At 33.8% G+C, this 15408-nt stretch carries 14 protein-coding genes; 2 read left to right on the plus strand and 12 right to left on the minus strand.

The genetic code is table 11. The features are described from left to right. Positions 1-25: 25 nt before the first annotated feature. The 7 genes from grpE to BVF91_RS06315 form a co-directional block, all read right to left on the minus strand. Positions 26-625, minus strand: a complete 600-nt coding sequence (grpE, locus tag BVF91_RS06285) for a nucleotide exchange factor GrpE (protein ID WP_143588979.1) — start codon at positions 623-625, stop codon at positions 26-28. 26 nt (positions 626-651) lie between these two features. Continuing rightward, positions 652-1686 (minus strand): heat-inducible transcriptional repressor HrcA, encoded by a 1035-nt coding sequence (hrcA, locus tag BVF91_RS06290; RefSeq protein WP_085112613.1) that lies wholly within the window; start codon positions 1684-1686, stop codon positions 652-654. 93 nt (positions 1687-1779) lie between these two features. Next, positions 1780-2916: a radical SAM family heme chaperone HemW gene (hemW, locus tag BVF91_RS06295; RefSeq protein WP_502688654.1), complete on the minus strand. Its 1137-nt coding sequence runs from the start codon at positions 2914-2916 to the stop codon at positions 1780-1782. Continuing rightward, positions 2903-4720 (minus strand): translation elongation factor 4, encoded by a 1818-nt coding sequence (lepA, locus tag BVF91_RS06300; RefSeq protein ID WP_085112615.1) that lies wholly within the window; start codon positions 4718-4720, stop codon positions 2903-2905. Before lepA ends, hemW begins: the two co-directional genes overlap by 14 nt. A gap of 42 nt (positions 4721-4762) precedes the next feature. Beyond that, entirely contained in the window at positions 4763-5023 is a 261-nt protein-coding gene (locus BVF91_RS06305) for a hypothetical protein (RefSeq protein ID WP_085112616.1), read from the minus strand. Between the two features lie 4 nt (positions 5024-5027). After that, positions 5028-6149 carry a glycosyltransferase family 4 protein gene (locus BVF91_RS06310; protein ID WP_085112617.1) on the minus strand — a complete coding sequence of 374 codons (1122 nt, stop codon included), beginning with the start codon at positions 6147-6149 and terminating at the stop codon, positions 5028-5030. A 6-nt stretch (positions 6150-6155) separates the two neighbouring features. After that, positions 6156-8303 (minus strand): hypothetical protein, encoded by a 2148-nt coding sequence (locus BVF91_RS06315; protein ID WP_240495831.1) that lies wholly within the window; start codon positions 8301-8303, stop codon positions 6156-6158. A 146-nt stretch (positions 8304-8449) separates the two neighbouring features. Between BVF91_RS06315 and BVF91_RS06320 the strand changes: the two genes are divergently transcribed. Then, positions 8450-9148 (plus strand): N-acetylmuramoyl-L-alanine amidase family protein, encoded by a 699-nt coding sequence (locus tag BVF91_RS06320; RefSeq protein ID WP_085112619.1) that lies wholly within the window; start codon positions 8450-8452, stop codon positions 9146-9148. Positions 9149-9163: 15 nt separating this feature from the next. On the opposite strand, the gene spoIIP is transcribed toward BVF91_RS06320, so the two are convergent. The 3 genes from spoIIP to BVF91_RS06335 form a co-directional block, all read right to left on the minus strand. Continuing rightward, entirely contained in the window at positions 9164-10345 is a 1182-nt protein-coding gene (gene spoIIP, locus BVF91_RS06325) for a stage II sporulation protein P (RefSeq protein ID WP_085112620.1), read from the minus strand. Between the two features lie 64 nt (positions 10346-10409). Then, complete coding sequence (gene gpr, locus BVF91_RS06330; protein WP_085112621.1) at positions 10410-11381, minus strand: GPR endopeptidase; 972 nt, start codon at positions 11379-11381, stop codon at positions 10410-10412. 4 nt (positions 11382-11385) lie between these two features. Beyond that, positions 11386-11712, minus strand: coding sequence for a phage holin family protein (locus BVF91_RS06335; protein ID WP_085112622.1), 327 nt, complete (start codon positions 11710-11712; stop codon positions 11386-11388). Positions 11713-11855: 143 nt separating this feature from the next. Between BVF91_RS06335 and rpsT the strand changes: the two genes are divergently transcribed. After that, positions 11856-12122: a 30S ribosomal protein S20 gene (gene rpsT / locus BVF91_RS06340; RefSeq protein WP_013788292.1), complete on the plus strand. Its 267-nt coding sequence runs from the start codon at positions 11856-11858 to the stop codon at positions 12120-12122. A 22-nt stretch (positions 12123-12144) separates the two neighbouring features. Here rpsT and holA read toward each other — a convergent pair whose 3' ends face one another. Both holA and BVF91_RS06350 read right to left on the minus strand, forming a co-directional pair. Beyond that, entirely contained in the window at positions 12145-13137 is a 993-nt protein-coding gene (gene holA / locus BVF91_RS06345; protein WP_085112623.1) for a DNA polymerase III subunit delta, read from the minus strand. After that, positions 13137-15395: a DNA internalization-related competence protein ComEC/Rec2 gene (locus tag BVF91_RS06350; RefSeq protein WP_240495832.1), complete on the minus strand. Its 2259-nt coding sequence runs from the start codon at positions 15393-15395 to the stop codon at positions 13137-13139. The genes holA and BVF91_RS06350 overlap by 1 nt, the downstream gene beginning before the upstream one ends. Positions 15396-15408: the final 13 nt, after the last annotated feature.

Genomic DNA, 15408 nt, shown 5'->3' on the forward strand with positions numbered 1-15408 from the left:
AATCTATTCCTCCTATTCCTATACTTTATTTTGCTACTTTGACCATACTCGGTCTTATTACTTTATTATTAAACATGTATCCTTTTTGAAAAACTTCAATTATTTCATTTTCCTTCTTATCCTCTACCTCTTCCTGCATAACAGCATGATGTTTGTATGGATCAAAGATTTGACCTAAAGACTCTATCTCTTTAACACCCAGTTTTTCCAAAACACCTTTAAACTGCCTGTATATTAAATTGACACCTTCTTTAAAGGAAGCTATTTCTTCACTGTCACCATGAGATGCTTCGAGAGCTCTCTCAAAATTATCTACAACAGGCAGTATTTCCAAGATTACTTGTTCTTTGCCATACTCAACAAGATCAGCTTTTTCTTTTTCTGTCCTTTTTCTGTAATTTTCAAACTCTGCTTTTAATCTTTGAGCCATCTCTAAGTATTCATTTGCTTCGTCTTCTTTCTGCTTAAGCTTATTTTTCAATTCTTCAATTTCTCCTTCATTGTTTTTTTCTTCATTTTGATCGGAATTTTCCGTCCCAATGCTACCTTCATTATCATCTTGAGGTCGGTTAGCATCGGATGTATTGTCTTTTAAGTCTTCTTCTAAATTGCTTTTATTTACCATCGTATCTTTTTCTCTGTCCAATTGTTTCACCTCTTATTTTCTTGATATATATATGATAAGACTTTCGACAATTCATTTGACATATTATTTATTTCGTTTATAAGCCTTTTGTAATTCATCCTTGTAGGTCCAATAATGCCAAAAGTTCCTACAATCTCGCCATTTATCTTATAAGTAGATTTGATTATGCTTAAGTCCCACATCTCTTCAAACTTGCTTTCACTGCCAATAGTAACATCGATGGAATCATCTAAAGGCTCCAACACTGAATTCATAATGTCTTTATTGTCAATCAGATCGAAAAACATCTTAGCTTTTAACAGATCCTTGTACTCAGGAAAGTTGAGAATATTTGAAATACCTTCCGAATACAAGTCTGTTTCATCCATTTGCTTTAAACCATTTATGATAGTATCTGTAATCTTATCTATGATTCCAATAGCACTGCCAGACTCTTTTTTTATCTCATCTCTCAACGTCTGATTCATTTCTCTTTTTCTTTTTCCTATCATTTTATTGTTGATTAGATTGTTTAAAAACTCAAACAAATTATTGTCAATGTTGTCCTTTAAGCTTATCAAATAGTTTTTCATGATGCCTGATTCTGTCATAACAAGAAGTATCAATTTGTTTGCATCAACAGGCAATATCTGTATTCGCTTAATCGTGTTTTCATCAATTCGAGGCATTTTAACCACTATAGTATGGTTAGTAACGGTAGATAATAGCCTGGCATATTTTTTCACTATATCATCTATCTCAGCAAACACCTCATCAATTGTCTCTACTTCATCGTCACGACTTTCATTCAAATAGTGCTCTAATATATTATTAACGTAAAATCTGTATCCTTTGTCAGATGGTATTCTACCTGCAGATGTATGAGGCTGTTCAAGATACCCCATCTCCTCAAGGTCAGCCATCTCATTTCTGATCGTTGCTGAACTTACACCAAGGTTATACCGTTTTGCGATTGTCCGAGATCCAATTGGTTCTGCCGTCAAAATATAGTCATTAATCACAGCTTCTAAAATTTTTTTCTTCCTATCATCTAACGGCATATTCACCACCCCAAGTTCTATTGTTAGCACTCTTAGCTTGAGAGTGCTAATCACGATTTAAAAATACCACTATTGTGGATATTTGTCAATACTTTAAAACAAAAAATCCTCAAACACATTATTGGATATATCCACACCTTTTGATGTTAATTTAAGGACATCTCCTTCTTTAACTAATAAGCCTAATTCCATATTTTTATAAATAGCATCTTTAAACACAGAAAACATGCTTTTCCCAAATCTCTCTTTAAAGTCATTATCATTTACTCCATCCATCATCCTAAGGCCTAAAAACATAAACTCAGACATTTGATCTTCTAAAGACAGTTCATCAACATCGTCAACCGCATGTCCATCATTATTAATCACGTCTATGTACTTTCTAACATTTTTTATATTGCCAAATCGCTTATTTCCTACAAATGAATACGCCCCAGGTCCAAAGCCCAGATAATGCAAATCCAACCAATACAGCTTGTTGTGTCGGCATTCAAATCCAGGCAATGCGTAATTCGAAATTTCATAATGTCTGTATCCACTATTCTCTAAAAGCTCTGCACCATAGTGGAACATCATCAATTCGTATTCATCATCAGCAGGCTTAACTTCATTTCTTTCATACATATCGTAAAGCATCGTTCCTTTTTCTAATATAAGTCCATAACAAGAAATGTGTGATGGCTTTAATGCGATTACGTTTGTCAATGTTTCTTTAAAATCTTCAAAAGTCTGATTTGGCAGCGCATACATTATATCTATATTTATGTTGTCAAAATATTTAGATGCCAAACCATAATTTTCAATAAAATCACTTACCGTGTGTATCCTTCCTATAGCTTTTAACAAATTGTTTTGCCAAGACTGCAAACCTATGCTTATTCTATTTACACCTGCTTTTTTATATGACTTAAGTTTTTCTTCATCTATTAAGCCAGGATTTAATTCAATGGTGATCTCTGCATCTTGGCTTAAGCTGTAGTTTCCGTAAATTTCGCTCAATATTTCTTCGATGTATGAAGGAGGCAAGACATTCGGCGTACCTCCTCCTATATACACAGAAGTGTATATATCTTTAAGTTCCTCTTTTCTCGTTTTAATCTCCTTTATTATTGCTTTTTTAAACGAAAAAAAGCTGTCTTCCATGTTTGCATAAGAATTAAAATCACAATAATAGCATTTTCTCTTGCAAAACGGAATATGAACGTATATACCAGATCTAATCATTGTCATCATCAAGCTTTAAGATTGACATAAACGCTTCTTGCGGAATTTCAACTTTCCCTATTTGTCTCATTCTCTTTTTGCCCTCTTTTTGCTTCTCTAACAATTTTTTCTTTCGCGTAACATCTCCGCCATAGCACTTTGCCAAAACATTTTTCCTCAATGCTTTGACAGTTTCCCTTGCTATTATCTTTGAACCTATAGCAGCTTGTATAGGAATTTCAAAAAGATGGCGCGGTATATTTTCTTTTAACCTTTCTGTCATCTTTCTGGCTCTTTCATAAGCCTTATCCTTATGGACTATCATAGACAAAGCATCAACTATCTCACCATTTATAAGTATATCCAATTTCACAAGATCTGATGTCTTGTAGCCTTTTAGCTCATAATCTAATGAAGCATATCCTTTTGTCCTGGATTTTAAAGCATCGAAAAAATCATATATTATTTCGTTTAACGGAATATCGTACTTAATAAGCACTCTAGTAGGCTCAAGGTAATCCATTCCTTGATAAACGCCCCTTCTATCTTGACAAAGCTCCATTATAGGGCCTACGTACTCTGTAGGAGACATTATTGTAGCAGTAATTATAGGTTCTTCTATATGATCGATGGACGTGGGCTCCGGCAAATTTGCTGGATTATCCAGTTCAATTACTTCTCCGTTTGTCTTGTATACCTTATAGATAACGCCTGGTGCAGTAGTCACCAAATTTAGATTATATTCCCTCTCCAACCTCTCCTGTATTATGTCCATGTGCAAAAGGCCTAAAAACCCGCATCTAAAGCCAAATCCAAGAGCTGCAGATGTATCCGGCTCAAATGTCAATGACGCATCGTTTAATTGTAGTTTCATAAGTGCATCTTTTAGATTTTCATAGTCCTCGCCCTCCGCTGGATATATTCCACAAAAAACCATTGGTGTGACTTTTTTATATCCAGGCAAAGGTTCAGATGCTGGGAATTCCGCATTTGTTATGGTATCTCCTACACGAGTATCGCTGACATTTTTTATGCTGGCAGCCACATACCCAACATCACCAGCAAAAAGAAAATCGACCGGACTTAAATTTGGTCTAAATATGCCGACCTCTGTCACTTCAAATTCTTTCCCGGTGGACATCATTTTTATCTTATCACCTTGTTTTAATGTGCCGTCAAAGACCCTTATAAAACTTATAGCACCTTTATAATTGTCGTAAAACGAATCAAAAATCAACGCTTTAAGCGGTTTTTCTTGGTCTCCTGATGGTGGCGGTATTCTCTTTACTATTGCTTCCAAAACATCTTCAATGCCTATGCCTTCTTTCGCAGATATAAGCAAAGAATCTTCGGCATCGATGCCAATAACATCTTCGATCTCTTTTTTTACAAAATCAGGGTCCGCAGATGGAAGATCTATCTTGTTTATAACAGGCACAATCTCAAGATCGTGCTCTAATGCCAGATACAAATTTGCCAGCGTTTGGGCTTCTATTCCTTGCGTTGCATCAACGACCAACAAAGCGCCTTCACATGCCGCGATACTCCTTGAGACTTCATACGTAAAGTCAACATGTCCAGGAGTATCTATAAGATTCAATTCATACTCCTCTCCATCGTTTGCTTTGTATATGAGGCGGACTGGCTGAAGCTTTATGGTTATACCTCTTTCCCTTTCCAAATCCATGCTGTCTAAAACCTGCTCTTCCATTTCTCTTTCTGTCAATACACCAGTCTTCTCAATCAATCTATCCGCCAGAGTAGATTTACCATGGTCTATATGGGCTATAATGCAAAAATTCCTCTTGTTTTCTTTTCTAACTTTAGACATTTCAAACCTCCTTCACATATATTAATATTATAGCATAAAAAATTACTTGTACAGAGATTTGAAAAGCCCATCAACACCTTTTAATGGCACATGACTATGTTGTCCCAAAAAAGTTATGTTGAGAAAATCTTTGCTTATAGCAATCTTAAATATGCTTTGACTTGCAATGCCTGTTGTTAAATCATTAAACGTGTAATCCACTTGAAATATGCATAACGTGATAAAAATTATGTAGATGGATATGAATAAGTACAGCATTCTCAGCCTTCTAAGCCTTTCTTTTTTCTCTTTTACCCTGCTCAAGCTTTCATTTCCTCCTAAGTTCATCGTACAAAAGATCCAATTCTTTTATCATCTTTTCTTTCGAAAAATTGCTTAAAATATATTCTTTGCCTTTTTTTGAAAATTTATTTCTCAAATCTTCATTTAACGCAAGAATTTCAATGGCATTGGCCAAATCATTAGGAACCTTAGATTTTACGATAATTCCATTTTCATCATTTCTAACTATTTCAGGTATCCCTCCAACATCTGTAGCAATGACAGGTACACCTAACGCCATAGCCTCAGCAACCGATATGCCAAAGCCTTCGCTGTGAGACGGCAATACAAAGATATCTATGCTGCTTAAAAAATTGAATATATCTTCTATAAACCCCAAAAATTCCACATTATCAAGTTTTAAATCTCGAACCATATCTTTAAGATGTTCCATATATGGTCCATCACCTGCTATAAAGACAAATGCTTTAACTTTTCCCCTAAGTATATTCAATGATTCAATAAGATCTTGAACACCTTTTGACGGTATAAGCCTTGCAACACAACCAATTATAAGAGTATCTGAAGCTATGTCGTATTTTTCTCTCAATTTTAAAGGCTCTTTAATGAATTGTGGCACATCAATGCCGTTGTACACTACACGCACTTTATCAGACGGTATACTTTCTTCATCTACAACAGCTTTTTTAAGTGCGTAAGACACTGCAATTACTGCATCTGTTTTTTTATTTAAATACTTATTGATTGTCAGATAAAAATACTTTTTTATCTTATTCATATTTTTGTAATTAGGAAAATTGTGTACTGTCACAACGATCTTTAAATTGTATCCCAGTGAAGCCAATCTTCCAACTAAAGAGGCTTTTGCACCATGAAAATGAATAATATGTGGTCTAAAATCATCTATAATAGCTCTAAGCTTCTTTATGGCAGCAAAATCTTTCTTGAAATTTATTCCATCACAAATATTAACACTGTAAACAGATACACCATCTTTTATCAAGTCATCCATTGTTTTTTTATCAAAAGAGCAGGCAACAGCTAATTGATACTTGTCTTTATCAAGTCCATTAAGAAGCGATAACAGATGCTTCTTCATACCGCCTTCTGCTTCCCTTACAACATGCAAAACCCTTGTTTTTTCCAATCTATTTCACTCCTTTATAATTTTATTTTCATCAATGATAATGTCAATAAGCATCGGCACAGCATAAACCATCGTAGTAGCCGCCGCAACAACACCTGAATCGTTAAAAGCTAAAGCAAAAATACTTCCTACTACGGTGGATAAAAAGCTTATGTATACAAATTTTCGCTCATTAAGAATCCTCTTTAAAGCTCCAACTGGTTTATAAAAAAGTATGAAAAGCACAAACACCAACGTAACTAAAACCCTGCTCCAAACGGAATACTTAAAAAGCTTCAGATTCATGCTAATCTTCCTTGCAAATATCTGAATAAGTGGATAAATCCCATTATTTTTCACTAAATTGAATGTCTGCCCTATGTGCGTTTGCTCTGATACAGGTCTTAAAGAGTCAACATAAAACAGCAAAAATAATAATGCAACTATGCTTCCACCTACAAACAAAATATTTTTAATGTTAAGTTTTTTGCCAAATAAGTACATAGACGCAACTGAAAATGCTGCAAATGCGGCTATACCACCGCCTACATTTGTTCCCAAAGACGGCGATACTATAAAGTATAAGACGATAATGTAAATCAATATATTTGCAAATATTAGATACTTTTTGTCAATATTCCCAAATATCTCAAACGATAAAAGCGCAAAGCACAGTACGGCTCCTATGAAAATCCCCATGTACTCATTTCCGATACCGTAGAATCTGGCACCTGCGATTACATCGTAACTTAAAAATGAATTTTTCAAAAGATTATATCCTGTAAGCATGTCCAGCATCAATATAGCAGCAGTGAAGGCTGCAATTAAAAAGTATCTAAAACTGCTTTTTTTGGTCAACTTATATGTAACCAATGTAAAGACCGCCGAAACAACAACAATGCCTAAAACGCTATTTACGATGTTTGTATAATCAAATAGAGGCAAAAACAAGAAACTTATAGGCATAATCGGTATTAAAAGCAAAAAAGGTTTTATTAAAGTGGAGTATTCTTTGAAGAACAGCAGTATCACCAAAGACAAAATCAGTATAAATATTTGCAACATCACATAAGTTTTTAAAAAGTACGGTCTATACGTATAGTTAAATGTAAGCTGCTTTTCTAAATTTTCAAGCTTCATTAAATCTCCATTGATATCTGAAGAATACAAATTATGTCCAGTTACAAACGCAGGTACATCTAAGCCGAAATACGTCAATATAGTTGGAATCAAATCTGTATTTGTTACAATACCTGTCCTTTTCGTCGTATCAGATGTTATAAGCTTACCTTTTGCAATACCATTTCCATACATAACAACAGGCGCCAAAAAATCATTTTGACCCATTTTTTGAGAAGGCGGCAAAGGAGTGACAATCATAAAAAGAGTGTTTCCACTATCAGAACGTAAAATTCTCCCGATGAATTCATCAGCATTTTTTAGCGCTTTTTCTTTATTCTCTCTATTTATCTTATCTAATCCACTGTTTTGGTAATCATTTGCTCTTGCAGTATCGCCTAAATCAAATATGGTTAGAGCCACATTATCTTTAATATTTAGATACTCCTTGTACATGGTATCATAATCTGTCGATAAGCCATAAGGCATCAATTGATCCCTTTTATTCGTCATATCACTGACATCTCCATAAGGCACGATACCGCTGTAATTCATACCTATTAAAGGAGCATATCTTTTGTAATCAACATCTGTATCTTCATTGCCAAAAACAGCTACATTAAGCCCACTATCCTTAAATTTATCACCTAATAAACCAGGCCTTATAATATGATTTCTTTTTAAGTTGTTTCTGATTATCTGGGCTATATCTAAATTTAAAATTTGACCTTCGGAAGGAATTTTCCCCGTATTCCTCTCATAAATTGTGGACGCCAATTCATGGTTGTATGTTTCCCATGTATTGAAATTCAAAGAAGCACCATTAGAACCGACAGCACGGGTGCCTGTACCAAGCGTCATAAAAACACTTTCCAGGGATCTGCCACCATCAGCATTGACAGTCATAAGGCCATAAGTACCATTCTCTATCATGTTATTGATGTTTTTCAAATCACTATTTAAAAAATCATCGATAGAAACTCTATTTAATATAAATAGTACGGCCTTCTTTCCATCTTGTCCTGTTTGTGCATAAGAAAAAGTAATTGCACTCAAAAAGAAAATCAAAGCTAAAAAAATAAAACAAACTTGTTTTTCATCGTTACCTCCTTGAATAACAGTTTTATACATAAATCATAATTATATACAGTATAATAAGCCTCTTTTTATCTAAATATAAAACTAGATTGGGGGCATCAAAATTGAAAAAATCATTTAAATTCATTTGTATATATTGTACCATATCTTTGGTACTATTATCCACAATTTTACCGTTGATATTAAGCAATAATGCGGCATTTTCAGCAACAGACAATCCATTGAAAGGCAAAATCATACTGATCGATCCTGGTCATGGAGGAATTGACGGTGGCACAAGCTCTGGAAATATACTTGAAAAAAGCATCAATTTAGAAGCATCATTAATCTTAAAAACAGAGTTGATAAATCGCGGAGCGAAAGTAATTATGACAAGAGATAAAGATACTTCCTTAGAAAATCTATGTAAAGATAATGACTACAGACATAGGCGAGATTTAAAAGCAAGAGTAAATATGATAAACAACTATAATATAGATGCATATATTAGCATACACGTCAACGCTGTCAACAATGCACCATATGTAAAAGGTCCGATGGTTTTTTACTCAAATACTAATATAAACAGTAAAACATTGGCATCATATGTGCAAGATTCTTTAAATGCCCTTGCTGGAACAAATAGAAATCCAAATGTTGCAGACTACTTTTTGCTGACAAATGCAAAAAAGACAGGAATCTTAGTAGAACTGGGCTTTATCACAAACAATGACGACAAAAATCTACTCGTCAAAAAAGACTATTTAAAGAAACTATCAACTGGCATTGTAATTGGCTTAGAAAAATACTTTAAAAACAAATAATGAGGCAAAACCTCATTATTTGGCAAGTCCATCATCTTTCAGCACTAAATAAATTGCTTTAGCTAGGTATGGAGTGGAATTTAAAGCCTCCTCCAAAGTATTGTAATTGCTGCCTAGTTCAATAAGTATGCCTTTTTCTGAAAAGTGTTGGTTGTATTCAGCGTATTGATGAATCTCTATTCCTAACGATATACCTGGATATAATTCATTCAGTTTATCGCTAATCTGTTTCGCAAACTCGTAATTCTTTTTCCAGTCTTCATTCATATCTGCAGTCCTTCGAGAGCCAATTATGAACATTATTTTTGCAACTGTCTGTCCGTTTATTTCCATCGTATATTTTTTTCTGTAATCTTGATTTGGTAAGCTGCTTAAAACAGGTATTGTATCAACCCCTGGCTGCATTACACTTCCATATCCATCACGGTGCAAATCAATAGTCACCTTGATAGAAGGATATTCCTCCAAATATTTTTTTACTGATAAAGAAGAATTGTAGTATGACTGATCGTAATTGTAATCGTGTATTGTTCGATCATGCAAAACGCTAACACCATAATCTTTAGTCAAATATTCTGTCAAACTGTCTCCTACTCTTACCATATTGTAATTTGGATTATTTGTTCTATCATATCCATATGCAGCTACATATTTGTTTTTTAAAGTCGCAACGTACGATTCCATCGTATGTGTATGGTAAAGCAATATAAGTGGTTTGCCAGTATCAACGTTACTGACATTTGTCACACTTATATTCGTCTCACTTTCTTTTGATGCTTCACTTGCAACTTCGTTATTTTTATTTTGATTAGCATTGCGATTCTCTGCAATTTGCGTATTAGACGTATTATCTTTTTCTCCTTTGTCTATTTGAGCAATAATGGGAATTTGATACTTTAATATTTTAAGAGGATCTCTTTGATTTAGATTAAACATTGAAGCCATAGTCAAATCTCTATCGTAAAATCCTTCAGCTTTATAGCCAACATCAACAGTTGGCATCGTATAATTTAAAGCAGTTATAAACATGCCATTAATGCTATTGTACTCTTCGGCAAAAGTCTCTGTTTCAAAATTTATATTGGCAGCTTCTATGTCATTTGTCATAAGCCATCTATAAAATAAAATATTAAAAAGCAATAAAATCACAAAAGACACCTTTTTAAGGCGATAATACCTTAACGAACTTCTGTACAATGAAAGCACCTCTCTTTGGTTTTATACTATAAATTATTCACAAGAGAAGTGCTTTATTACTAATTTAATGTACAAGTTGGTTCATCTCATCTACTGTCAAATTTGGTTGTAAAGCTAAATTAATTCCTCTTGACAAAATAGATGAAATATTTTTAATAAGAAGATCAATCTCCTTTGGCGTAACTATGAGGTTTTCTTCTGGACTTAATACCTCTTTTATTAAAGCGTATTTATCTTCATCATTCATGTTTTTCAATACATCGTATAAAGGGCTACCGCTTTCAACATTGTTTTTTAACGCACTTTCAAGATGTTCTATAGCATCATTAGCAATTGTAGCTGCATCTACTACGGTTGGAACACCTATTGCAATAACAGGAACACCTAAGCTTTCCATGTTGATAGCAGATCTTTTATTACCTATTCCCGATCCAGGGCTAATGCCTGTATTTGAAATCTGTATTGTTGTAGCAAGCCTTTCAACTCTCCTCGATGCAAGAGCATCTATTGTGATGACTAAATCAGGTTTTATCTTATCAACAACGCTTTTAACGATTTCTGCCGTCTCAATGCCTGTTATACCTAATACACCGGGAGCCATGGCGCTTACAGCACATATATTTTCGCCAAACTGCAGAGGTGCTAATTCTTTCAAATGGCGAGTCACAACAATATTTTCAATTGCTTTTGGTCCAAGTGCATCTGGCGTCACATTCCAATTGCCTAAACCTATTACAAGGACTTTCATATTGACATTAACATTAGAGATTTTCTTTATTACATCGGCAAGTTTTTGTGCTACTTTGCCTTCAAGTTCAATATCCCTGTACCTTAAATCAGGAGCTTCTATAGTTATATAATCTCCTATAGGTTTTCCCATCGTTTTAGCACCGTCATCGTCCAAAATGGTTACTTTAACTATTTTTATGTTGTCATCTTGGCTTTCATCTACTAAAACGCCTGGGATCTCTCCCGCATGTCCACCTTTATACATTTCACGGGCCTCAACAGCAAGATCTGTCCTTATATTGAACATAATCTCACCTCAATTCTGTGGGTATAAAAGCATCAACAAGCCCGATTACAAAAGCAGCTATTATTGAACCCAATATAGTAGCATGTATTGTTGGAACTATAAATTGAGATACGTATATTACTATTGCTGCAACTATGAAGCCAACAACACCTCTACTTCTCGGAGAAATATTTTGACCAAGCATTGCCTCAACTATATATCCCAGCAATGCAATCACAATTGCTGATATCAAAGCACCCCAAAATCCAGCCACACTAAATCCTGGGACAAGATAACCTACGATCAATAAAACAATCGCTGAAACTACAAATCTAATTATCGCTTTTAACATAAAATCACCTCCTAAAAATATAATTGACATTTTAAAAAATATTATTCGCATAAGGTTGTACTAAACTGCTTTCCTGAATTGTATTGCAAAAAATGCTTTTTCGTGGTAAAATTACTTTTGATTGATTTGAGGAGGTGAATGGTTTGGCAAACATAAAATCAGCTAAAAAAAGAATACTTGTAACAAAAAGAAGGACATTGGAGAATAAAATAGTAAAATCAAAAGTTAGAACAGCTATTTCTAAATTCGAAAAGAGTTTAGCAGAAGGTAACATAGATAATACAAAAGCAGCTTTAATTAATGCCATAAGAGAACTTGATAAAGCATATTCAAAAGGCACATTGCACAAAAATACAGTTGCAAGAAAGAAATCAAGATTATATGCAAAATTTAATGCATTAAATGCTTAAAAAGCGTACGTCGTACGCTTTTTTAATTGCAAAGCTTTCTTATCAATGATTCCAAAGCTAAATTGCCATCATAACTTGACTTTAATTCCCTGTCACATTTTACGCACAGTTTGTATGCATTTAAAAGCTCTTTTTCTTTAAAACACTTTGATTGCTGTATAATATCATTAATTGAAAAATAAGGTATTCCTAAGCTTTGCTGCAGTTCCTTTTTATCAATTTTCTTCATCAACAGATATTTAGCTTTTATGAGAATTCGAAATTGTCGTGCAATCATAGCTAATATCCCAATCGGATTTTCTTCATTCGAAATCATTTTGTTCAATATGTATATAGCTACTTTTTCCTGTCTTAAACCTATTGCGTTTACCAATTTGAATACATTCTCAGCAGTTGATGCTGACATAACGTCTTTCACATCATCTATAAGCACTTCTTTGCCATCACTGTAAGACACAATTTTTTTGATTTCATTTAAAAGGGTATATAAGTCCACACCTACGCTTCTAACAATATATTCTGCGACAGGTTTTTTTATGACCTTTCCATAGGTTCTTACGAAAAATCCTACATAATTGACTGCTTCATCAAATTTTAAATGTTCGAAATTTACGATAGCACCATGTTTACTTATTGCCTTAAATATTCTTTTTCTTGTGTCGATTTTATCCTTAAACACAAACGCAATACAACTATCTGTGTTTCCACCTTCAATCCGCTTGATTATAGCATCAACGGTGTCATCATTTATCTTTTTTAAAACATCATCATCTTTTATTAAAACAAACCTATGTTCCGACATAAATGGAAGAGTTTCTAAACTGTCTATTATATTTTTATCATTAGCATCTTCAATTATGGTGTAATTCATGATTTCAGTTCCTTCAGCTATTAGCTTGTTTTTTAATTTTTTAATAGCTTCATCGATCAAAAATCTTTCCTCACCGTAAAAAACATAAGCAGGCAAAAAGCCTTTGTTTGTAATCTCAAGAAATTCTTTGTAATTCACTGTCATCAGTCCTCGATCATTTTTTTGACATGTATAAATGTGCCATTCGTTTCAACGATAATAGCACCATCTTTATCTGTCCTGAAAAGTTGTGATTTGCTTTTTAAATATTTTACTACTTCTCCATCTGGCTGTCCATAATTATTTTTACCTACCATTATCACGCTGATTTTAGGATTTACCTCGTCCACAAATTTTTTTTGCGATGACGTATTAGATCCATGATGTGGAACTTTCAATATATCTGATGATATATTATCATCTAATAGCGCATTTTCCGCTTCTTTCTCTATATCTCCAGTGAATAAGATGCTTACATTTTTATATATCATTTTAAAAACCAGCGCATTATTATTTATGGGATTCTCAGCAATCACGTAAGAATCAGGGCTTAAAATATCATATTTTATTCCAGATATCTCAACCCAATCGCCTTTCGACAATTGAAAAACTGGTATTTGCTTTTTGCTGGCAATAGCCATTAATTTTTTAAAATTTTCGCTATCCGCCACTTGTCTGCCAATAAATATCCTTTTCACATCTACATCGTTTAAAATCGACAATATGCCACCTACATGATCATAATCTGTATGAGATATAAACACCGCATCTAACGATGTAGCATTCTTATAAAGCAAAAATGGCATCAATATATCTTGTCCAACATCAAAGGAAGAATTGCCGTATTCAGGTCTTCCCCCGCCATCTATCAGTATGCTTTTGCCATCCGGAGTCATTAAAAAGGTGCTATCACCTTGTCCAACATCGAGAAAAATTATTTCAAGGTTTTTAGGTGTAAATGAATTTATGGCAAACACTGCCATCAAGAGAAACAGCATCGTTGAAACAACACTGATTTTAATTTTTCTGCTGAGATTGCTGGTCAATAAAATCAGTACAGCATAATAGCATAACATCATGTAAACTGGCGGTTGAGATACGCTTATAGATGCATGCGGTATCTGGGAGAAAATCCTTGTAAGATGCAAGACAATCTCTACTACCGGTATATTTATAAGATTTAAAGGAATAGAAAGGGGCATATATATAAGACCTAAAATTGCAGACAAAAACCCCAACACTACAGCAACGCTTACAATCGGCACAATCAATATATTTGGCAATAGTGAAATAATCGAAATATTATGAAAAAAGTATATAATAATAGGGATTGTGCCAATTTGTGCAGCTAAAGTGACGGAAAGCGCTTCTTTCATTTTTTCACTTTTTATATTTATTATACCTTTTATTGGCTTATACAAAAGCAAAATAGACAATGTCGCTATAAATGATAGTTGAAAACCGATGTCAAACAACATCAAAGGATTGAAAAAGAGTATCATAGTTGCTGCAAAAGATATGGCATTAATTGGATTATTCTCTCTTCCGATTGACGCAGCAATCAAAGCCATGCAAGCCATTATGACAGCTCTTACGGCTGATGGTGGTGCGCCTGTAATAAAGGTATATATTAAAAGCAGTGGAATTATTATAAAAGGAGAATATCTCCTAATGTGTAAAATATTCAAGACAAACATCATAAATAAAGTCAATATTCCAAAGTTAAATCCTGATACCGCAATTATATGTGTAAGACCTGTAACCCTAAAAGAACTAAGTACATCTTCTTCAATATTGTATTGACCCAGTATGACAGATGAGATAAAATCAGCATCGTTTTTTGGCATCGAATTAAAAAAAATCTGCGTTATTCTCTCCCTTGTCATTCTAACGACTTTATCCGCATAGTTGTCTGCATTGCTTTTTATGATTCTCACAGAATAGCCATTTACATTCATCAAAACTGTAATACCGTTTTTTTTAAGATAAAGCCTATAATCAAATCCACCAGGGTTTCTCTTGCCTTGAGGCAGCTCTATTATTCCTCTTACCTCGGTTAAATCGCCTTCTTTAGGATAAGTACCACCATACTGCGTTACTAAAATCTTATCTTTGTTTTTAGGACTTAAAACGTATTTTGCAAATCCATCTTTCAAAATGACATTTGAAACAACTCCATCAAATGAAACCAATCTGTTGCTTAAATCATCGTACACACCTTTTGAATATAGTGCATTTTCTCCTAAAGTCAATCCTAAAACAAATACTGCCAGAAGCAACAAGTAAATAGCATTTTTTTTGAACAGATATATGTATATACCGGCAAAAAGAACAACTAAAAATGTTAAAAACAAAAGCACAATATTTATCTCGAGAAACCTGCTTATTATGATGCCTACAGATAATAATACTGCTATGTACAAAAATGGCTTATCC

Origin of the sequence: Thermoanaerobacterium sp. PSU-2 (assembly GCF_002102475.1) — a bacterium.
GTDB lineage: Bacteria > Bacillota > Thermoanaerobacteria > Thermoanaerobacterales > Thermoanaerobacteraceae > Thermoanaerobacterium.